At 64.3% G+C, this 21,439-nt stretch carries 17 protein-coding genes and 1 pseudogene; 10 read left to right on the plus strand and 8 right to left on the minus strand.

What is annotated here, in order from left to right; genetic code table 11:
- Positions 1–261: 261 nt before the first annotated feature.
- Positions 262–2,049 carry a phosphonate metabolism protein/1,5-bisphosphokinase (PRPP-forming) PhnN gene (gene phnN / locus PCA20602_RS16580; RefSeq protein ID WP_246182198.1) on the minus strand — a complete coding sequence of 596 codons (1,788 nt, stop codon included), beginning with the start codon at positions 2,047–2,049 and terminating at the stop codon, positions 262–264.
- A gap of 36 nt (positions 2,050–2,085) precedes the next feature.
- Positions 2,086–2,919 (minus strand): carboxylating nicotinate-nucleotide diphosphorylase, encoded by an 834-nt coding sequence (nadC, locus tag PCA20602_RS16585; RefSeq protein WP_150722168.1) that lies wholly within the window; start codon positions 2,917–2,919, stop codon positions 2,086–2,088.
- 306 nt (positions 2,920–3,225) lie between these two features.
- On the opposite strand from nadC, the gene PCA20602_RS16590 reads away from it, so the two are divergent.
- Entirely contained in the window at positions 3,226–4,542 is a 1,317-nt protein-coding gene (locus PCA20602_RS16590; protein ID WP_150722169.1) for an MFS transporter, read from the plus strand.
- Positions 4,543–4,620: 78 nt separating this feature from the next.
- Here the strand turns inward: PCA20602_RS16590 and PCA20602_RS16595 are convergent.
- From PCA20602_RS16595 to PCA20602_RS16610, 4 genes and pseudogenes are all read right to left on the minus strand, one after another.
- A pseudogene (locus tag PCA20602_RS16595) lies at positions 4,621–5,046 on the minus strand (XdhC family protein); the annotation flags it as partial.
- A gap of 52 nt (positions 5,047–5,098) precedes the next feature.
- The gene (locus PCA20602_RS16600) at positions 5,099–7,558 is read right to left on the minus strand and encodes a c-type cytochrome (protein ID WP_150722171.1); all 2,460 of its coding nucleotides are present in this window, start codon (positions 7,556–7,558) and stop codon (positions 5,099–5,101) included.
- Complete coding sequence (locus PCA20602_RS16605; RefSeq protein WP_150722172.1) at positions 7,542–8,045, minus strand: (2Fe-2S)-binding protein; 504 nt, start codon at positions 8,043–8,045, stop codon at positions 7,542–7,544. The genes PCA20602_RS16600 and PCA20602_RS16605 overlap by 17 nt, the downstream gene beginning before the upstream one ends.
- Positions 8,046–8,132: 87 nt before the next feature.
- Complete coding sequence (locus tag PCA20602_RS16610; protein WP_150722173.1) at positions 8,133–9,302, minus strand: FAD-dependent monooxygenase; 1,170 nt, start codon at positions 9,300–9,302, stop codon at positions 8,133–8,135.
- A gap of 326 nt (positions 9,303–9,628) precedes the next feature.
- Here PCA20602_RS16610 and PCA20602_RS16615 point away from each other — a divergent pair, with 326 nt between their 5' ends.
- From PCA20602_RS16615 to PCA20602_RS16635, 5 genes are all read left to right on the plus strand, one after another.
- The gene (locus tag PCA20602_RS16615) at positions 9,629–10,381 is read left to right on the plus strand and encodes a maleate cis-trans isomerase family protein (RefSeq protein ID WP_069343617.1); all 753 of its coding nucleotides are present in this window, start codon (positions 9,629–9,631) and stop codon (positions 10,379–10,381) included.
- 52 nt (positions 10,382–10,433) lie between these two features.
- A complete protein-coding gene (locus PCA20602_RS16620) occupies positions 10,434–11,276 on the plus strand; it encodes an alpha/beta fold hydrolase (RefSeq protein ID WP_150722174.1) in 843 nt (280 codons plus the stop codon).
- Positions 11,277–11,346: 70 nt separating this feature from the next.
- Positions 11,347–12,381: a 2,5-dihydroxypyridine 5,6-dioxygenase NicX family protein gene (locus PCA20602_RS16625; protein ID WP_150722175.1), complete on the plus strand. Its 1,035-nt coding sequence runs from the start codon at positions 11,347–11,349 to the stop codon at positions 12,379–12,381.
- Positions 12,382–12,436: 55 nt separating this feature from the next.
- Entirely contained in the window at positions 12,437–13,090 is a 654-nt protein-coding gene (locus PCA20602_RS16630; RefSeq protein WP_150722176.1) for an isochorismatase family protein, read from the plus strand.
- A 180-nt stretch (positions 13,091–13,270) separates the two neighbouring features.
- Positions 13,271–15,559: a xanthine dehydrogenase family protein molybdopterin-binding subunit gene (locus tag PCA20602_RS16635; protein ID WP_150722177.1), complete on the plus strand. Its 2,289-nt coding sequence runs from the start codon at positions 13,271–13,273 to the stop codon at positions 15,557–15,559.
- A gap of 90 nt (positions 15,560–15,649) precedes the next feature.
- Here the strand turns inward: PCA20602_RS16635 and PCA20602_RS16640 are convergent, their stop codons facing one another.
- A complete protein-coding gene (locus tag PCA20602_RS16640; protein ID WP_069343622.1) occupies positions 15,650–16,105 on the minus strand; it encodes a MarR family winged helix-turn-helix transcriptional regulator in 456 nt (151 codons plus the stop codon).
- A gap of 458 nt (positions 16,106–16,563) precedes the next feature.
- On the opposite strand from PCA20602_RS16640, the gene PCA20602_RS16645 reads away from it, so the two are divergent.
- The 4 genes from PCA20602_RS16645 to PCA20602_RS16660 are packed head-to-tail and all read left to right on the plus strand — an operon-like array spanning position 16,564 to position 19,964.
- Positions 16,564–17,550: an ABC transporter substrate-binding protein gene (locus PCA20602_RS16645; RefSeq protein WP_150722178.1), complete on the plus strand. Its 987-nt coding sequence runs from the start codon at positions 16,564–16,566 to the stop codon at positions 17,548–17,550.
- Complete coding sequence (locus tag PCA20602_RS16650; protein WP_069343623.1) at positions 17,547–18,425, plus strand: ABC transporter ATP-binding protein; 879 nt, start codon at positions 17,547–17,549, stop codon at positions 18,423–18,425. The genes PCA20602_RS16645 and PCA20602_RS16650 overlap by 4 nt, the downstream gene beginning before the upstream one ends.
- Positions 18,426–18,447: 22 nt before the next feature.
- Positions 18,448–19,212 carry an ABC transporter permease gene (locus PCA20602_RS16655; RefSeq protein WP_174981223.1) on the plus strand — a complete coding sequence of 255 codons (765 nt, stop codon included), beginning with the start codon at positions 18,448–18,450 and terminating at the stop codon, positions 19,210–19,212.
- Positions 19,213–19,232: 20 nt separating this feature from the next.
- Positions 19,233–19,964 carry an ABC transporter permease gene (locus tag PCA20602_RS16660; protein ID WP_069343625.1) on the plus strand — a complete coding sequence of 244 codons (732 nt, stop codon included), beginning with the start codon at positions 19,233–19,235 and terminating at the stop codon, positions 19,962–19,964.
- A gap of 16 nt (positions 19,965–19,980) precedes the next feature.
- Here PCA20602_RS16660 and PCA20602_RS16665 read toward each other — a convergent pair whose 3' ends face one another.
- Positions 19,981–21,396 carry an efflux transporter outer membrane subunit gene (locus PCA20602_RS16665; RefSeq protein WP_425495679.1) on the minus strand — a complete coding sequence of 472 codons (1,416 nt, stop codon included), beginning with the start codon at positions 21,394–21,396 and terminating at the stop codon, positions 19,981–19,983.
- Positions 21,397–21,439: the final 43 nt, after the last annotated feature.

Raw genomic sequence — 21,439 nt, forward strand, 5'->3', positions numbered from 1 at the left:
GCGCAGGGCTTTGAATGACGGCATTCAACTTGAAACAGCCTTAGCGGGGATACTTTAAAGGACTGTTTCCGGGAGAACCTACGCTCGCTAAAGGATAAAGTCAGCGCTAGTGAAGATAGGATCGTGAACGAATGAAATTCATCGCTTATCACCTACTTGCCGGGGGCCATCAAATGGGAGCAGCTTGGTCCCATGGGGAGCACATATGCCGAGGACGGGATAACGATTATTCTCCCCATTTTCCATCGAGCGACTGCGACCTCACCCCACCAACACCCCACTCGCCACCGCTGCACGAGCTGCAGCCGCTGCCAGACGTTGCGGATCGCCGCCATGCACGCGCATGAGCACATCACCGACCTTCACCCGCTGCCCAACAGCGCAAAGCAGATCCACACCCGCCCCCAGATCCTCGGGCGCACCGGCGTCGCGGGCGATGCCGGAAATCTCCCAGCCGTCGATAGCCGCGACGACACCGTCTGACGTTGCCACGACGTTCACGAATTCCGTGGAAGGCGTCGCATAAGGTTTTCGTCCCTGTGATTCAACGATACGTTCGAACGCGCGACGCGCCGAGCCATCCGTCAGCAATGCTTCCGCGATAACCCGCGCCTTGACGACATCGCCGCCAAGCGCCGGATCCCACGACAAAATCCGTGACGCGAACGTCAGCGCTTTCGCCTGCAGATCGGCCGGCGCAGCAGCGTCATTGTCCAGAACCTGCAACACATCGCGCAGTTCCAGCGCCGGGCCGATGCCTCGACCGATCGGCGCACGGCCGTCGGTGGCGAATGCCTGCACGGTCATGCCCAACGCTGCCCCGACCCGCTCGAACAGCGCGCCAAGTTCGCGCGCCTGCGCTTCGTCCGCCATCTTGGCCTGCGGCCCCCACGGCAGATCCACCACCACGTGCGTGGCACCGGCACAGAACTTCTTGGAAAGTATCGATGCGACAGACCATCTGCGCGTATCCAGCCGGAGCGGTCGAACCATCGCGTTGGTCACGTCGTCGACGCGAGAGTGATTGAGACGACCGTTCCAGACGATGCAGCCCCCGGCCTGCGCCACCGCTGCACGCATTTCGGTCGCGTCGAGATCGACGCGTGTCGCCGCCTCCATCGCGTCGGCCGTTCCCGCCGCCGACGTAATCGCACGCGACGACGTCTTCGGCATGCACAACCCGTAAGCCACGACCAGCGGCACCACGATCAGCGTGATACGACTGCCCGGCACACCGCCCATTGAATGCTTGTCGACGACGATCGGACGTCCCCAATCGATACGCGGCATCCATCGCGTGCGGGCACGCGTCAGCGCAACGATCTCGTTGTCGTCCAGCCCTTCGATCAACAGCCGTAGTAGCGCCTCGCCCTCTTCCGGCGCATAACGCTCGTGCATCAGGTCGTCGAGGAGTAACGTCCACGACGCCTCGTCAAGCGTTGCACCGGCACGCTTGGCTTCCGCCAACCCCAGACTCTCGGGGGGCGCCGCACACGTCTCCAACGCTTCGACGAAACGCGCGATGCCGATGTCACTGGTGCTGTCGTTCGACACGCGCACGAGCGGCACTTCCGTCGGATAGGCCGTGACGGTGCGAGCCAGTCGCGCGACGATCTGTTCAGGCGTCTCGCGCCCGCGCCCGGCGATGCGCATAGCAAGCACCTCGGCAGGTGCACTGACCTCGATGACAATCAGACGCGGCACCCGGCCAATGAGCTTGGGCAGAATCGCCCGGGACCCATTGGCCACCACGTGACGGCCCTGCGCAAGATCGTCACGCAGCGTGGCATCGAGCCCGTAGTGCAGCCCATGTGCCTGCCACGTGACGAGAAACGCGCCCTGCGCATCTCGGGCGGCGAACTCGGCTTCGGTCACGCCGATGTGCGCCTCACCCGGGGCGTCGCCCGGACGGGTAATCGTACGTGTCGCGAACACGTACCGGCCACTGTCGGCGAAGCGCGCCTGCGCCCCGTCGATCAGCGTGTCCTTGCCGGCCCCACTGGGGCCGACCACGAAGAAGAAAATCCCGGGGCGCGTCATGGTCGGCATCGGCGTGTCGAGTGTCGGTAGATGTCGATGCCAGGATCAGGCTTCGTCCAGGCCGATATCGACGGCCGGGGCCGACTGCATGATCTTGCTCGTCGAAATGTAGTCGACGCCCGTCTCGGCAATCGGACGAATCGTATCCAGACGAATCCCGCCCGACGCTTCCACCTTGCACTTGCCATTGATCATGCCAACCGCCGTCTTCATGTCTTCGACCGACATGTTGTCGAGCATGATCACGTCCACGTCGGTCTCAAGCGCTTCGCTCACCTGATCGAGGCGGTCGCACTCCACTTCCACCTTGGTCAGCATCGGCACGAGTTTGCGCGCACGCGACACTGCGGCCTTGATGCTGCCGGCCACCGCAATGTGGTTGTCCTTGATCATCACGCCGTTATCCAGCCCCAGGCGATGGTTCAGCCCGCCGCCACAGCTCACGGCGTGCTTTTCCAGCATGCGCAGACCCGGCGTCGTCTTGCGGCTGTCGAGCAGTCGGGCACGCGTGCCTTCGATGGCGGCGACATAACGCGCCGTCTCATTGGCGATACCGCTCATGCGCTGCACGATGTTCAGTGCAGTGCGCTCCGCCGTGAGAATGCTGCGGGCGTTACCCGACACGTGCAGCAGGATCGCACCCTTCGGGGCATGCTCACCGTCACGCACTTTCACATCGATCTTGAGCGTCGGATCGTAACGCTCGAAAATTCGCGCAGCCACCTGAATACCGGCAACGATCACCGGTTCACGGGCGTTCATGACAAAAGCACCAGTCGCAGATTCGTCGATCATGGTCTGCGCCGTGAGGTCGCAATAACCAATGTCTTCGGTGAGCCACAGGTCGATCAGGCGGTCAACAGCAAAACGGTCGTACATGGCGGTTCCTCAGTCAGGACTCGGAAGGGTTATTAGTAGCGTACACACTTAAAATTGCGCCTTCAAGGAAAACAATTCCCCTTATCGGTAGAGAAAAACCCTATGTCTTTGATAGGCCCTTAATTTACGGCCTTTCCGGCATTGGCGAGAGCGGTAATTGACGACTTCAGGTCATCGGCGGACCTCTTATTTTTGTAGCGCATACACTTTTTGTTCGTGCTATACATCCGTCAGTGCCGAGCGCACACGCCCGAATTCTCGCCGGGCGGACGATTCACCCATCCCTTACAGTCATCGGGAATCGCCATGTCTTATATCTCAACGCCAAATGTGGTTGAAGCTGTGGCCACGTCGAGCGCCGACACCGACGCGGTCTACCGCAAGGTCACGGTGCGTCTCATCACCTTCTTCTGTCTTTGTTATTTCGCGGCGTATCTCGATCGCATCAACGTCGGGCTGGCCAAACTGCAAATGCTCAGTGCATTGCAGTTCAGCGATACGGTCTACGGGCTGGGCGCCGGTTTGTTCTTCGCCGGCTACATACTGTTCGAGGTGCCCAGCAACCTGATTCTGCAAAAGGTCGGCGCGAAGCTCTGGATCGCGCGGATCATGGTCACGTGGGGCCTGATCTCGGGCGCGACGGCCTTCGTCTCGACACCCACGCAGTTCTATGTGTTGCGCTTCCTGCTGGGCGTAGCCGAAGCCGGGTTTCTGCCGGGCGTGCTGCTGTATCTCACGCGCTGGTATCCGGATGAGCGACGCGCACGCATCATCGCGCTGTTCATGGTCGGCCTGCCGCTCTCGAGCATGATCGGCAGTCCGCTGTCGGGCTGGATCATGCAGATGTTCGACGGCGCCCATGGCTTTGGCGGCTGGCAATGGCTGTTCGTGATCGAGGCCATTCCGTCGGTCGTGCTGGGCATTGCGATCTTCATCTATCTGCCGAACGACATCGCGTCGGCACGCTGGCTCACGCCGCAGGAAAAAGCGCTGCTCGTCGCCAACCTCGACAAGGACGCCAATGTACAAAAGCGTCACAATCTCGGCGCCGCGTTCTCCGACGTGAAGGTGTGGATGCTGGGACTGATCGACCTGTGCGTGCTGCTCGGCCTGTATGGCGTGAGCTTCTGGCTGCCGACGATTCTGAAAGACACCGGCGTCAAGGACCCGTACACGATCGGCTGGCTGATGGCGATTCCCAACGCGCTGGCCGTTATCGGCGTGCTGGTCTGGGGCGCCCGCTCGGATCGACTGCGCGAACGCCGCTGGCACATCGTGCTGCCCTTCCTGCTCTCGGCAGTCGCCATGTTCATCTTTGCCAGCGGCTCACACGGCACGGCAATGACGGTCCTTCTGTTCTCGCTGATCAATCTGGGCGCGGCGGCTGCCATGCCGGTGGTGTGGGCGGTACCGTCGACGTTCCTGAAAGGGGCGGCTGCGGCAGCAGGCATCGCGTTCGCCTGCTCGCTGGCGAACCTGGGCGGCTTCCTGAGTACCTACTTCATCGGCTGGCTGCGCGACACCTTCCACACACAATCGGCAGGCATTTACGGATTTGCTGCGTGCATGCTGATCGGTTGCGCGCTGGCATTGGCGTACCCGAAGCACGTCGTAAATCGTTAAAGATAGCTTGAAGTGAAGGCTGTGCGAATCGGATGACTCACATGATTCGCACAACCTCGTCGGCTGAGGCATTGCGCTTCAGCCGACGAGCGTTTTACCCGCCTCCACGTCTATGAGCGACGTCACAGGAAGACGATGTCGACGAGCGGTCAGATCCGCCGCAATCGACACCGCAATCTCCGGCCGCGTCCGCCCGCCCAGATACAACCCGACAGGGCCGCGCAACCGCGCAAGCGCCTCGGGCGTCACCCCGAACAATGCCAGCCGCTCGCGACGCTTCTCGTTGTTGCGACGCGAACCAATCGCACCGACGTAGAACGCCGGCGACATCAACGCCTCCACCAGCGCGAGATCGTCGAGCTTGGGGTCGTGCGTGAGCGCCACGACCGCCATGCGCGCATCGGGACGCATCCCGACGACGGTATCGCCCGGCATCGTGCGCACCAGCGTCGTGCCGGGCGTATGCCAGCCGTCCCGATACGCCTCGCGCGGATCGCAAATCGAGAACTTCGCGATCGACGCTGTGCATGGGGGGCTCCGTAAATCGGGCGAACGCTCAGGGATGGTGTGCGGCGCGCGCACGGGCAGCGGCGCCGCTCAGGTTTTCCCATGCGGGCTGGTCGGGGGCGTAGCGCGTGCGGATGTAGGCGGCGAGTTCGGCCATCTGGCGATCGTCGAAAGCGTCGCGGAATCCGGGCATGTAGCCGAGGCCTTCCGTCGCGGGCTGATCGATGCCGTTCATCAGCACATGCATGAGGTTGTCGGGGCTGGCCTGACTGACGCTCGTATTGAGTCCCATCAGCGGTCGCACGCCAAAGTGCCCCACGCCGCCCGAATCTGTATGGCAAACGGCGCAGGCGGCCTCGAAAGCGCGACGACCGTTCTCGAGTCCGAGCGTGGTCGCAATGTCCACACCCGCAGCGCGATTACGCACGAGATCGGCCACCTTGGCGGTGTCGGGTTGCGGCGACAGCGACGCGATGTAATGCGCAATGGCGCGCACGTCGGATTCGGGCAACGCAGCGAGTCCGGACACCACGGGCGCCATCGGACCCGCGGCGACCCCGTGCTCCGGCGAAAAGCCGGTGCGCAAATAATCGAAGAGCGCCGCCTCGGTCCACGGCACCGGCGTGTCGGGGGTACCAACGAGCGGCGGCGCACGCCAGCCCTCCGCTTCGCCGCCGCGCAGATACAGCTTGTCGCGCTCGGCGCCGAGCATGTTGCGCGGCGTATGGCAGGCCCCGCAATGCCCCGCGCCGTCGACAAGGTAACGACCGCGATTCCACAGGGTCGACTGCGACGGATCGGGACGATATTCCGCGGTGTCGTGATACATCCAGTTCCACCCGGCGACCAGACGTCGTTGATTGAGCGGGAACGGGAGTTCGGTTTTCGGCGGCGTATTCGAGACGGCCGGTTGCGACATCAGATACCCGTACAGCGCGAGCATGTCCGGCTCGCTCATTTTGGCAAACGACGTGTACGGAAATGCGGGGTACAGATGCGAGCCGTCTCGGGAGATGCCCTCACGCATGGCGCGCGCGAAGGCGGCATACGACCAGCGACCGATACCGGTCTCGGGGTCGGGCGTGAGGTTGGTCGAGTAGACGGTGCCGAACGGTGTTTCCAGCGCGAGGCCACCGGCATTGGTCGCGCCGCCCCGGGTCGTATGGCAGACGGCGCAGTCGCCGGCCAGGGCGACCTGTCGTCCGCGCTCCAGCGTCGCAGCAGACCACAACGTGTTGTCTGCCGCCGAGATGGGGGCAATTTCCGCCGGTCCGGGCAGCATGGCGCAGGCGAGTCCGACCAGCCCGCCGATCAGTCCGCCGATGCCACCGCCCGCGAGCCAGCGACGCCAGCGCGCCGGGCGACGCCGGTCGGCGGGGGCATTTGCCACCCCGGCAATCTCTGCTGCGACCGGATCGCGAAACGCCTGACGCAGGCTGGCCGGATCGAACGGCGGCCGACGCAGGCGCACGCCAGTCGCGTCGAACAAGGCATTGGCGATGGCGGCAGCAGCCGACGCCGAGGCGTTCGCCAGACGGCGAGCGTCAGCCTCCGAGAGCTCGTGAGGCACATGCGCGCCATCCGGCATCTCGCTGGCCTGCGTCAGCGCGCGTTGCAGCGCGAGCGCAACGGCTGCCTGATTGTCGTTGGGGTTATCGGTACCGGTTTCGTCGTGCGCCGCTTCGGCGTGCCATGCCATGCCCAGCGCACGCTGCATCGCGTCGGTGATCTGCCACGCGGGCAGACCGCTCACGTGAGGGGCGGCGTCAGGCTTGCCCGTCGCGGCACCGGCGACCACGCGGCGAATCGCAATGTCCCCCGATTGCGGGTTGACGTCCAGATCGACGATCCACGCCGACCAGGCGTCCGGCGCGCCGTCCGTCGCGTCAGAGGCGCCACCATCGAATGCGAAACCCCGGCCGCGGCGCCAGCCCTCCGGTACGGCTGGCGCATCGGCGCGCTCCGGCAGTCCCCACGCGGCGCGCTGCGCCACCATGCGGATGACCTCACGTGCACCGGCGTCTTGCCGGGGATCGAGATGGTGCAGGCGATAGCTGACCGGGTCGTACCCGGCGTCCGTTGCCGCTTCGTCGATGAACGATTCACGCGCAAACGTGTGCGCTTGCGGCGGAATTCGATGGCCGACGTCGCTCACCTGCATGGCGCTGACGTCATGACGATAAAGCTGCGGTGGCGGCAGTGCTGTGTCCTGCGATGCCATCATGGGAGGCGCAGCGTCGCCGGGAGTGGCATCGCTGGATACCTCTGCCCGGTAGTCCCAGGTGCGCAGTGTGCCGTCGGCACGCGTGCGCGCCGTCACATCGAGCCGGGCGACGGCATCGCCGTCAAGCGTCGGCCAGCCGTAGGTCGCATGCGGCCCGTCGTCCGGCGTCGGCGATCCGAAGGCACTCCCGGTGGCGGGAAGTGCATCGGCCTTGCCGGCGGGCGCGACGCGGTGCGCGTCGCTATCGTCACGAGGGACGCCATCGACGCTATCGATCCGTGTCATGTCGCAGGTATTGCGCCGCGCGATGCACGGCCTTGACGATTTCGTAGTGTGTCCCGCAGCGGCACAGATTGAAGCGCAATGCGGCGTGAATCTCGCTGTCGTCGGGGGTGGGATTGCGATCGAGCAACGCCTTGGCGCTCATGATCATGCCGTTCAGGCAATACCCGCACTGCGCCGCCTGCTCGTCGATGAAAGCGCGCTGGATCGGATGCAGATCATCGATCCGGCCCAGCCCTTCGAGCGTGGTGACCTCGCGTTCGCGAGCGATGCTGACCGGTACCACGCATGAGCGCGTGGGCTGACCGTCCACGAGTACCGTGCACGCGCCGCATTGACCAAGCCCGCAGCCATACTTCGGGCCGTTGAGCGCAAGATCGTTACGCAGCACGTAGAGCAGCGGCGTGTCCGGTGTCGCATCCGCCACGCTGTGGCGCTCGCCGTTCACGCACAGCGTGACTGGTCCTGCGACGGTATTCGATACGGCCATGGATTACTCGCAGACGAAAAATCGGGGTGACGCCGTCCGTACCGGACGCCTCACCCCGCAGGTTCATGCAAGTCCTGTGCCTGCAAGTCAGGCGACGGCGCTCAGCGGCGGCGCAACCGTGCGCGAGGAAGCGGGGACGAGGGGGATCTCGAACACATCGTAACCGAACACCCAGGCCGGGTCCTCATTGGTGCGCAGCCAGGTATTGTTGTGGGACACGCGCTGCACCTCGGAGGCGCGCGCCGCACGGTTCGCCTCGTAGAGCGCGAAGGCATTGCCGTAATCGGTGACACCCACTTCGTTCAGGCAGCGCGTAAGCATGGCGGCGTCTTCGATCGCCATGGCCGCGCCCTGCGCCATGTGCGGCTTCATCGGGTGGCAGGCGTCGCCCAGCATGACCAGACGGCCACGGCTCCACAGCGGCAACGGATCGCGTTCGAGCAGCGGCCACTTGGTGATCGTCGGCGAGACCTCGATCAGATGCTGCACGTCGGCGTGGTAGCCGGCGAACGCTTCGCGCATCTCCTCGCGGCTGCTCGGCAGCATGGACACGCCAGCCGGCCATTCCTTCTGCGGCACCCCGGTCACGTAGTAGTACTCGTCCTTCTTCTCGGTCACGTAGTAGACCATCATGTGACGATCTTCCGACCACCACTTCACGCACATGTCGTAAGGCTTGTTGCCGAGCAGCGATGCCGGGAACACGGCGCGATGCGCGACATACCCCGTGTAGCGCGGCGGCTCCGCGCCCAGCAGATGCTCGCGGACCTTCGAGTTCACGCCATCGGCGCCGATCAGGATATCGGCCGTCTCGACGGTGCCGTCGGTAAAGGTCATGCGCACTTCGCGACCGGTGTCCTCCACCGATTGCAGGCACTTGCCGAAGCGGATGGTGCCCGGCGAGACGGCGCGCGTCATCAACTCGTGAAAGTCGCCGCGATGCACCGTCAGATAGGTCGCACCGTAGGTCTTCAATGCGAACTCGCCCAGCGGAATCTGCGACATCGCCTCGGCCGTCTTCCAGTCGCGGCTGTACCAGTAGTCGGGGTGCGAGCCCATGACGTTGAGCGCATCTTCGATACCCAGGCGACGCATGATCTTCATCACGTTCGGCCCCAGGTGAATGCCGGCGCCCAGACGCGAGAAGGCCGGGGCCTGCTCATACAGCGCAACGTCGTAGCCGCTGCGCTCCAGCAGACCGGCGGCCGCCGTGCCGCCCAGGCCTGCGCCGATAACGGCGATGCGTGGTTTGCTCATGAAAGCTCCTGATCGTGCGCCCGGCTTAGCCGTGAATCGGGGGAACATCCGGGCTGGTTGAGTTCGATGAATCAAAGCGTACACACGATAAATTTTGATCGCAAGAAGAAAAATGTCACGTCAGGGTTTGCCCCGATGAAGATCGATCAATTCACGCAAACTCCTTGATTCATGCGGCTTCATGCGCGGCAGCGAGGATTTTGTCTTGTGTTGCGAAAATATAATGTGTGCGCTAGAGTTTCTCGCACCTTGACCATTTATGGCGTGTGCATGGTATTGCTACCGTGCGCCAGCCGGGTCGCCCAACCCTTCGGGAGAATGCCGTCATGACCAAGCAATTCCGCATCGGCCAGATCGTGCCGAGTTCCAACACCACCATGGAAACCGAGATTCCCGCGATGCTGCGGCTGCGCGAGACGATCCGCCCCGAGCGCTTCACGTTCCATTCGAGCCGCATGCGCATGAAAAAAGTGGTCAAGGAAGAGCTCGCGGCCATGGACGCCGAATCGGATCGCTGCGCGCTGGAGCTGAGCGATGCGCGTGTGGACGTGCTCGGCTACGCCTGCCTCGTGGCGATCATGGCCATGGGTCACGGCTATCACCGCGTGTCGCAGAAGCGTTTGACGGAGAAGACCGTCGAGAATGGCGGCGCGGCCCCGGTGCTCACGAGCGCCGGTGCGCTGGTCGATGCGCTGCGCGTGATCGGTGCCAAGCGCATCGTCGTGGTGGCGCCGTACATGGTGCCGCTCACCGAACTGGTCGTCGATTACATCCGTAACGAAGGCTTCGAAGTCATCGCTTATCGCGCTCTCGAAATTCCCGACAACCTCGACGTCGGCCGTCATGATCCGAGCCGTCTGCCGGACATCGTCAAGACGCTGCCCTACGACGATGCCGACGCCATCGTGCTTTCGGCGTGCGTGCAGATGCCGTCGCTGCCGGCGGTGTCGAAGGTCGAAGCCATGACGGGCAAGCCCGTGATTACGGCGGCAATCGCCACGACCTACGCCATGCTGCGCGAGCTCGATCTGGAGCCGATCGTGCCGGGCGCCGGGGCATTGCTCTCCGGTGCGTACTGACACGCCGCCCCTCCTCCTGCCCCGACATCACGACTTTCGCGGAGCCTGCCTCATGCCTTCCACGTTCCAGTACGGCGCCAATGTGGCCGCCAACGGCATTCGCCAGCATTACCTGCGCTATGGCGGCGCACACGGTGCGCGCGCATCGCGCCCGGCCATCGTGCTTATTCCCGGCATTACGAGTCCGGCCATCACATGGGGCTTCGTCGGCGAGGTGTTCGGCCGCGAGTTCGACACCTACGTGCTCGACGTTCGCGGACGCGGCCTGTCGAGCGCTTCGGCTGACCTCGATTACAGCCTCGACGCACAAGCAGATGACGTAGCGGCGCTCGTTGCCGCCCTGGGGCTGACGCGCGTGATACTCGTGGGCCACTCGATGGGCGCGCGCATCGCCGCACGCGCCGCCCTGCGCGAGCCGCACGGTCTGGTGTCGGTAGTGCTGGTCGATCCGCCGGTCTCCGGTCCGGGGCGCCGCGAGTATCCGGGCAAGCTGCCTTGGTACGTGGATTCGATGGCACTCGCACGTGCGGGCACCGATGCCGAGGGCATGCGCGCCTTCTGTCCGACATGGACGGAGGAGGAGCGCACGCTGCGCGCCGAATGGCTGCACACCTGCGACGAACGCGCCGTGCTGGCGTCCTACGAAGGTTTCCATCACGACGATTTCCACGCCGACGCCGCGCAATTGCGGGTGCCGTCGCTGCTCATCACGGCGCAGAACGGCGACGTGGTGCGCGACGAAGACGTTGCGGAATTGCAGCGCGCCACGCCGGCCATGCAGCACGTGCGTGTGCCGAACGCCGGCCACATGATTCCGTGGGACAACGCCGCGGGTTTCTATGCGGCGTTCGGTGACTTCCTCGGCGCACCGCTCGGCGGGCCGGTCGCCGTCTGACGATCACGCCACGACCGTCACGAGAACCCAACGAAGGCGCTGTACCAAGAGGTCAACAAGGAGTCAAACGATGGCCATCAGCGATTACCAATTGATCGAAGCCTGGAAGGAAGTACTCACGCTCTCGAAGCTGACGCCCGGGCAGACCGTCACGATTCTCACGAGCTCGTCGACACATCCGCAAACGCTGTCGTGCGCGCTGATCGCCACGCAGTCCATGGGCGCGATCGTCAACCGGCTCGACCTGCCACCCGTGAACGGCGAAAAGGCGTTCAGCCGCGACTCGCTGGCCTATCTCGGCACCACGCCGCTGACGGGCAACCGCGCCGCCATTGCCGCGCTCAAGCACAGCGACCTCGTGCTCGATCTGATGACGCTGCTGTTCTCGCCGGAACAGCACGACATTCTCAAAGGCGGCACGAAGATCCTGCTCGCCGTTGAGCCGCCGGAAGTCCTGGCACGCATGGTGCCGACGCTGGCGGACAAGGCCCGCGTGCTGGCCGCGGCCGAAAAACTGAGCGCAGCGCGCGAGATGCGCGTGACGTCGCCTGCCGGTACGTCGCTGGTCTGCCCGATGGGCGAATTCGGCCCGACGGCCGAGTACGGCTTCGTCGACGAGCCGGGACGCTGGGATCACTGGCCGAGCGGCTTCGCCCTCTCGTATCCGAACGATCACACGGCGCACGGCACCATCGTGATCGATCGCGGCGACATTCTGCTGCCGCAAAAGCGCTATGTCACGGAGCCGATCGTGCTGACCGTGGAAAAGGGATATGCCACGCGCATCGAAGGCGGGGTGGACGCCGCGCTGCTGCGCGACTACATGGAGACGTTCCGCGACCCCGAAGGCTATGCCATCTCGCACATTGGCTGGGGGCTGCAACCGAGGGCGCGCTGGTCGACGCTCGGGTTGTACGACCGCGAAGCGACGATCGGCATGGATGCGCGCGCTTTCGAAGGCAACTTCCTGTTCTCGCTCGGCCCGAACAACGAAGGCGGCGGCAGCCGCACCACGACGTGCCACATCGACATCCCCCTGCGCCACTGCACGGTGTCGCTCGACGACGCCGTCGTCGTGCAGGACGGCCGGGTCGTGAACGAATGAAAGCGAATGATCCGTGCGGCATCGCGCCGCGCATCCAACCCAGAGACAAGACGTCATGAGTGATACCTCGCAACACGCCGAAGCCCATGTCTATCAACGCCAGGGCTTCGGCACTCCGCTGCCGGTCCGAGGCAATATCGGCTTGCTGATCATCGATCTGGTGGTCGGTTTTGCCGACCCGAAGACCTTCGGCGGCGGCAACATTCCGCAGGCCATCGCACGCACGGTCGATGCGCTGGCGCTAGCGCGTCGCAACGGCTGGCCGGTGGCGCACAGCCGTATCGTGTATGCCGACGACGGCAGCGACGACAACGTGTTTTCGCTCAAGGTGCCGGGCATGGCAACCCTGACCGAAGATCATCCGAACAGCGCCATCGTGCCGGAGCTGACGCCCGCGCCGGGTGAACTGGTCGTGCGCAAGGTCGTGCCGTCGGCATTTTTCGGCACGCAGCTCGCACCGTGGCTCTCGCAGCGTGCCGTGCAGACGCTGCTCGTCGCGGGTGCGGTGACCAGCGGCTGCGTGCGCGCGAGCGTGGTCGACGCCATGTCGCACGGCTTCCGGCCGCTGGTGCTGTCCGACTGCGTGGGCGATCGCGCCATCGCACCGCACGAGGCCAACCTGTTCGACATGCAGCAGAAGTATGCGGCCGTGATGCCGCTGGCGGACGCCATCGAAGCCATCGAGGCCGCCGACAAGCGCGCTCGCTGACGCACAAAGCCCGCCGCGCGCCCGTGATCGCGAGCACATGCGGCAGGAATCGCAGGAATAGCGGGAACGGTTGGCAAGTTGAGAAGAACGGCCGCAGGGTGATTGACGGGCCAATATTGGCCCCCTACCGTGACGAATGGCATGGTGCGACGGCACTTGCCGAACCACAGGAATCTGCTTGTGAATCGCACCGAATTACTGGCGCGCGACGGCTGCCTGACAGTCATCCGCCAGCCCGTCAAACCCATCAAGCCCGCTCCCGGTCAGCCGGGCAGCCATTCGAGCTTCGTGCCCGAAGTCGCCGAAGTGTTCGTCGCCGTGCTCGACGACGGACGGATTCTCGCGTTCAATGGTCATGTCGATCTGGGCACGGGCATCCGCACGTCGCTCGCGCAGATCGTGGCCGAAGAGCTCGATGTCGAAGCCGCTCAGGTGTCGATGCAGCTCGGCCATACCGACGCAACGCCCAATCAGGGCCCGACCATCGCGAGCGCCACCATTCAGATTTCCGCCGTACCGCTGCGATGTGCGGCGGCGCAGGCACGTCATGCGCTGATCGGGCTGGCCAGCCGTCGATTCGACATTCCCGCGCAGCAACTGTCTTGCGATGGCGCACGAGTGTTCGGTGAAACCGCTGGCGGCTTGGCATGCAGCGCCACTTTCGCCGAACTTGTGCGCGGCGAACGCATTGCGCTCGTGCTGAATCTGGAAACCCCGGTCAAGGACCCTGCCACCTATCGCGTCGTCGGCAAATCGTCGCGCCGCGTCGATCTTCCGGCCAAGGCGACCGGAGAACTGACCTTTGTGCACGACGTGCGCGTGCCAGGCATGCTGCACGGCCGTGTCGTTCGCCCCCCTTATAGCGGCATCGATTCGGGCACGTTCGTCGGGGCATCGCTGCTGTGCGTCGACGCGTCGTCCGTCATGCATTTGCCGGGGGTCAAAGCGGTCGTCGTGATCGGCGACTTCATCGGGGTTGTCGCGCAACGTGAAGAGCAGGCCATTCAGGCGGCGCGAGAGCTTCGCGTGACATGGAAACCCCTGCCCTCGCTGCCCGCCATGGACGACCCGGCGACGGCAATCTCGGCCGCACCGGCCACGCGTCGCGCACTGCTTGACGAAGGCGACGTGGCGTCGGTCTTCGCGCGCGATGACGTGGTCACACTCGAACGCACTTACGTCTGGCCCTATCAGATGCACGGCTCGATCGGCCCGTCGTGCGCAGTGGCCGACTACCGCGCGGAGGACGACGGACGAATCACCGTCTGGTCCGGCACACAAAACCCGGTCTCGCTGCGCTACGACCTGTCGCAGTTGATCGCCCGCGACGAATCGCAGATCGATATCGTACGCATGGAGGCATCGGGTTGTTACGGCCGCAATTGCGCGGACGACGTCTGCGGCGATGCGCTGCTCCTCTCACGCGCCGTGGGCGCGCCGGTACGCGTGCAACTGTCGCGCGCCGACGAACATCTCTGGGAGCCGAAAGGCACGGGCCAGGTCGTGACGGTTCGCGGTGCGGCAACACGCGACGGCGAGTTGCTGGCCTACGACTTCGCCTCTCGCTACCCGTCCAACGATGCGCCCCTCCTCGCCTCGCTGCTGACCGGTGTGACACCGCCGACGGGCGGCGTCTTCGAAATGGGCGACCGCACGGCGGTATCGCCTTACGAGAGCCCGAACCGCCGCTTCGTTTGCGACGATATGGCGCCGCTGGTGCGCGCCTCATGGTTCCGTGGCGTGTCGGCGTTGCCCAACTCGTTTGCCCACGATGCCTTTGCCGATGAAATGGCGGCGGCCACGGGCGTCGACCCGCTGCAATTCAAACTGCGCCATCTCAAGGACGAACGCGCCATCGAACTGCTCGAAGCGGTCGCCGCACGCGCGGGCTGGACGCCTCGGTCACACGACACCTCTCGCTGGGACACCGCGCCGCGTCATGCGCGTGGACGCGGTGTGGCCTACGCGCGCTATGTGCACAGTCGCTTTCCCGGCTTCGGGGCCGCATGGTCGGCGTGGATTGTCGATGTCGTCGTCGATCGCGTGACCGGCGAGGTGACGGTGGAGCGCGTGACAGTCGGCCAGGATACGGGCACGATGGTCAACCCCGACGGGGTGCGTCATCAGTTGCACGGCAACGTCGTGCAGGTGCTCAGCCGCTCGCTCAAGGAGCGCGTGCGCTTCGTGGACGGCAAGGTGTCGAGCCGCGAATGGGGCAGCTATCCGATCCTGACCTTCCCTGAACTGCCTGCGCTGGACGTCGTACTCATGCCGCGTCAGGGCGAGCCGCCGATGGGGGCCGGAGAGTCCGCCTCGGTGCCGGGGCCAGCAGCTTTGGCCAATGCGATTTACGATGCGGTAGGTGTACGCATCGTCGCGCCGCCGTTCACGCCCGAAACCGTGCGCGCCGCGTTGGCGGGTACGGGCCGGCTGATGCCGGCGCAACCGAGTCTGGCGCCTTCCCTGTGAAGGTTTAACGGCATGCACATGAAGGCATGAGCGTGCCGACGAACGATATCGAGGCAGATACCTGACCTCTGCGGCACGGGTATGCCGGCCTTACGCGTCTTTCTCGGTGGTCTCGCTATCCATCATCTTACGCAGCAGGAACACCAGCGCCACGCGCTCGGCCGTGTTGAGCGCGCCGTAGGTGCGCTCAGTCACTTCCTTGGCGAACGGCACCGTGTGATTGATGAGGGTGAGGCCTTCGGGGGTGGCGCGCACGAGCAGCTTGCGACCGTCGCTCGGGTCGGTCGTGACTTCAATGAGATGTCGCGCCTTGAGACGCTCGACCACGCCGCGAATGGTGGCCTGATCGATGGCCGTGGTCTTGACGATATCGTTGAGCGAGCACGACTGCTTTTCCTTGACGGTGCACAGCGCGACGAACTGCGCGGCGGTCAGGTCCGAATCGGGAATGGCGTCCTGAAAGATGGCGACGTGGCGCTGGTAAGCGCGGCGCAGCAGGTGGCCGATCTGATCGTGGAAGTCGTAGGAGTCTTTGCGCGACGTCATGAAGCGATGCCCGAATGGAAAGTGATGAAGTGTACACCCTGAAAGTGTGACGACCAAAGTGCTGATATTCAGTCGTTTGTGCTGCATCAAACACGTGACGTCACTGTAAATCGGGGTGCTTCAGGCGAGTGCATACCGCGTGACGGAGCACCAAAGCCGGGAGTGCCTGCACCAGCATACGCCGCACACTGAAATTTATAACGTACACATTAATTTTTTCATTTGAAATTGCACGATCATGATGTGACGATACGTGCACGAAAATGCAGGTGACGCATCGAAAAACCCCTTTATTTCTGCGGCCTTTTGCATGATGCAGTGCAACTGAGTGCAAACCCCTAGGCTGTGGCACGAACATTGCGTTGCAATGATTATTTGAGTGTCTACAATGTATTTTGCGCGAGCGGGGTGCGCGCAGAATCCGACAAACCTTTTGCATGTTGGACCCGGAGCTGATAATGACGAATCTGTTCAAGCGCGCTTGCCTGACCTTGAGCGCTGCGGCCATGCTGGTGCCCGCGGTACGCGCAGTTCACGCCGAGGAGATCTCGGTGACGCAGTGGGGCAACAGCCTGTACGGGCTACCGTATGCCGTGGCGATCGACAAGGGCTTGTTCAAAAAAGCCGGTATCGACATTACGGGCATTCTCAGCTCGGGCGGTGGCGGCACGACAGTGCGCAACATCCTCGCGAGCAAGACGCCATACGGTGAAGTCGCGGTATCGGCAGCACTCGCCGCGGCGCGCCAGGGCATGGATATCGTCATCGTCAATACGGGCACGCGCAGCGTGGCAGAAGCGTCGATGGTGACCATGCCTAACAGCAATGTGAAGTCGGTGGAGGATCTCGTCGGCAAGAAGGTGGCGATCACCTCACCCAAGAGCGTGTCGGAAATGTTGTTCATGATGGTGTTGCGCGACAAGGGCATCGATCCTGCCAAGGTGACGCGTGTGGCATCGGGCGGCTACGTCAACGGCATGACGATGCTTGAGCAGGGCGCCGTCGCCGGCGCCGTGGCGATCGAGCCGCTGTCGATCGTGCGCAAGGACAAGTACCGCGTGGTCTATCGTGCCGGCGACGTGCTGCGCCCGATGACCACGTCAGTGGGCATCACCACGCGCGAATTCGCCAAAGCGCATCCCGACGTGCTGCGTGCGATCATTGCCGGGCGTCGCGCCGGTGTCGAAGCGACGTATGCGGACCCGGCCGGCGCGGCGAAAATCATCGAAACCAGCTTCAAGCTCTCGCCGGCGGTCGCCAAGGAGGCCGTCGACAACATGGAGCGCTCGCGCATGTGGAGCACGGGCGAGTTCGATCGCGAGGAGCTCGATCGCATGGTCGACGGGCTCAAGCTCGTCGGGGAAATCAAGGACAACGTGGACTGGTCGAAACTCGTCGACACGAGCTTCCTGCCGGCCGATCTGAAAGCCAAGGGGAAGCTATGAACCTGATGCAAGCGAATTCCAAGCTCCATATCGTCGAGGCCGTGGCAGCACGCGCGCCCACGCCCGTCACGCAACCGGAGGCCCATGCGGTACTCACGGGCGTGATGCGCTACTTCAACAAGCCCGGCGAGCGTGAGCTGTTTCATGCGCTCGGCCCCATCGATCTGACGCTGCTCAAGGGCGAATTCTTCTCGGTCGTCGGGCCGTCGGGTTGCGGCAAGTCGACGTTGCTCGACGCGCTCGCCGGACTCGCCAAACCCAGCAGCGGCACCGTGATGTTCGAAGGCAAGCCGGTCAAGGGCGTGCCGGACGGCGTGGGCGTGGTGTTCCAGGAGGACGCCTCGTTTCCCTGGCTCAACGTGCGCGACAACATCGCGTTCGGCCTGCGCGCGGCGGGCGTCGATGGCGCCGAGATCAACCGTCGCGTGGAATACGCCATGGGGTTCATGGGGCTGCGCGACTTCGCCAAGGCGTACCCGGCGCAGCTCTCGGGCGGCATGCGTCAGCGCGTGTGCATTGCGCGCACGCTGGTGATCCAGCCACGGCTGATTCTGCTCGACGAACCGTTCGGCGCACTCGATCAGCAGACCCGTCTGCTCATGGGCGACGAATTGCTGCGCCTGTGGCGTGAAACGTCGGCCACGGTGCTGCTGATCACGCACGCACTCGACGAAGCGGCCATGCTGTCCGATCGCGTGGGCGTGATGTCGTCGCGCCCCGGCCTGTTCATCGATATCGTGGAGACGGGCTGGTCGCGCGATCGCGACAGTCAGGTGGTGTCTACACCGCGCTTCGGGGAGATTACGTCGCGCCTGTGGGAGAAGCTGCGTATCGAGTCGCTCAAGGTCATGGGCGCCGACGGCGCCGCGCACTGACTTCATGGCCGGAGGAGTCGTGATGACGCAACGAATAATCAAGCGGGAAACCCTGTGGCGCGGCGGCGTGGTGATCGGCTTCGTGCTGCTCATCGAGTTTCTGTGCCGCGTCGGTGTGATCCCGACCGAAGTAATGATTGCGCCGAGCGCGATGGCCGGTCATGCCATCGAAGTGCTGCGCGACGGCCGATTCGCCCACGATATTACGACGAGCTTGATCAATATCGTCGCAGCATCGGTGACGGCGGTGGTGCTGGGCTTCGTGCTGGGACTCGCGATTCATGCGATGCCCAGCGTGCGGCGCGCGCTTGAACCGATGATCGTGAGCTACTACGCCGTGCCGACGTTCATCTTCTATCCGGTGTTCATCGTGCTGTTCGGCGTGGGATCGCTGCCGATCATCGCGATTGCCGTGATGCTCGCGGTGGTGACCATGATTACGGCCACGCTCACCGGACTCGATCGCATTCCGCGCTCGCTGTCGAAGACCGCCAGGGTGATGCGTCTGTCGCCCTTGCAGTCGGCGTTGCGCGTGAAGCTGCCTGCGGCGCTGCCGTATCTGTTCAGCGGCGTGAAGTTGTCGGTGGCGTATGCGTTTATCGGGGTGATCGCGTCGGAATTCATTCTGTCGGGATCGGGCATCGGATACGCGATCGGATACGCCTACAACAACTTCCAGAACGACGACATGTACGCGTTGATGCTGATGGTGCTCGTCACCGTCACGCTGATCAACGTGGTGCTCAACCGGCTCGATGCGCGCTTTCAGGCGCGGCGTCAGCGCTGAGCGGGCAACGGAGAATTCGCATGAAAAATCTGATCGGACCTACCTGCGTCGTGCTGGTCGTGGTGCTGCTCTGGGAGGCGTTGCATCTCGCCGTGGGTGGCGCATCGCTGAGCTCACCGGCGCAGACGGTCGCGGAATTGTGGCAGATGCTCGGCACGGCGTCGTTCTGGGATAACGTAGCCGAGACCGGCCGCGCGCTGATCTACGCGCTGGTGATCGCCGTCGCGGGCGGGATTGCGCTGGGTGTGCTGCTGGGCATCAACCGCATGGCCGGCACGGTGGCCGAGCCGCTGCTGGTCAATCTGTACTCGCTGCCGAAGGTCACGCTGTACCCGCTGGTGCTGCTGGTCTTCGGGCTGGGACTCTCGGCCAAGGTGGCGTTCGGCGTGATGCACGGCCTCATCCCGATTCTCGTGTTCACGATGAACGCGATCCGTCAGATGAAGCCCGTGTATCTGCGCGCGGCGCAGACCATGCGCATGCCGTTCCGGGAGACCGTATGGCGTGTCGTGCTGCCCGCCATCTTTCCCGAGATCGTCGCCGGAATGCGGCTGGGCTTTTCGCTCACGCTGCTGGGCGTGCTGATCGGTGAAATGTTCGCCTCGCAAAAGGGACTCGGCTATCTGCTGACCAATGCAATGAACCTTGGCGACATCGGCACGATCATGTCGGTGGCGCTGTTCCTCACCATCTTCGCCCTGACCTGTAACGGCCTGCTGATGGCGGCGGACAAGCGGCTCACGCATCGGTGATGTGCGACGGCAGGGCCTATGCCGGCGGATTCACATCCGACGCGTTCCCTGCCCCGCCCAGCGCCTTGTAGAGGGCCATGCGATTGTTCAGACGGTTCAGGCGCGTCTGCGCATCGGCGGTCTGCGCAGTGCGCAGCAACTGGAGTTGTTGGAGCCACGGCTGCACGTCGATCGCCCCTGCCCGATAGCGCAAGCGCAACAGCGTCTCGGCACGTTGCGCCTGCGTGACCGACAAGGCGCGCTGCTCGCTTTCCCTGGTGAACTGATCTCGTGCGGACAGCGCATTCTCGACTTCGCTCAGCGCGGTGTAGAGGCTCTTGCGGAAATTCACCACCGCTTCCTCGTACTGCGTTTGGGACACCTTGATCTGCAACTGCATGGTGTTCCACTGAATGAACGGCAACGCCAGCCCCAGACCTAGCGAGCCGACAGGGTTCTGCAACACGCGCTCAAGCGAGGCGCTCGTCGTGCCCAACTGCCCGGTGAGCGTGAACGTCGGGTAGAAACTCGTGCGGGTGATGTCGACGTTGGCGAGCGTGCCGCGCAGGCGCAACTCCGCCGCGCGCAGGTCCGGCCGGCGGCCGAGCAGTTCGGCAGGCAGCCCCGCCGGGACCGCTGGCAGCGCCTGCATCGGCAGCGTCGACGGCTCCGGCGCCGCCTGTTCAGGCGGACGATCGAACAGGATCGCCAGCGCATTGCGGCTCTCCGTGCGCTGCTGCACCAACGATGTCAGGGCGGCGCGCTGATCCGCCAGACTCCCTTCCGTCTGCGCCACATCCAGCCCCGATACCGCGCCCGCCGCGTAGCGCGAACGTACCAGCGCCAGAATGCGCTCGGTGTACGCGATGTTGCTTTCCGCGTTGGCGATCTGCTGATTCAGGAAGCCGATCGTCCAGTAAAGCTGCGCCGTGGTGCCGATGAGCGACAGGCGAGCGGCCTCGCGGTCGGCATCGGTCGCTTCATACTCCCAGCGCGCGGCGTCGCGTTGCGCCGCCAGCTTGCCCCACAGGTCCAGTTCGTACGACGCCGTGGCCTGCAAGGTACTCTTGCGCCCCATCGCATGCGTATCGAGCGTGCGCGACACGGTGCCGTTGCCGTTGACCGTCACCGACGGCGTCAGGTTCGTGTCCGCCAAACCGGCCTGCAACTGCGCCCGGTAGACGCGAATCCCCGCCACCGCCAGATCGTTGTTGACGGCGAGCACGTCGGTGATGAGCTTGTCCAGCACCGGATCGCCAAACGCGCGCCAGAAGTCGGGGGCGATGACGGCCGCCGTGCCTGCTGCGGCCACGGTGCCGGCTCCTGCCCCCGGCGCTGCCGCCCATTGCGCAGGCACCTGCACGGCGGGAAGCGGTTCGTGACGCACACCGGCGCACCCCGCGAGCAGCGCCGCCACGCTCGCCAGCGCGAGCACCGAGCGGCTGAGGGACAACACCGGGGAGGGCGACGCAAGCGACGCCGTCGACGAATCGGAC

Origin of the sequence: Pandoraea capi (assembly GCF_902459735.1) — a bacterium.
GTDB classification, from domain to species: Bacteria; Pseudomonadota; Gammaproteobacteria; order Burkholderiales; family Burkholderiaceae; genus Pandoraea; species Pandoraea capi.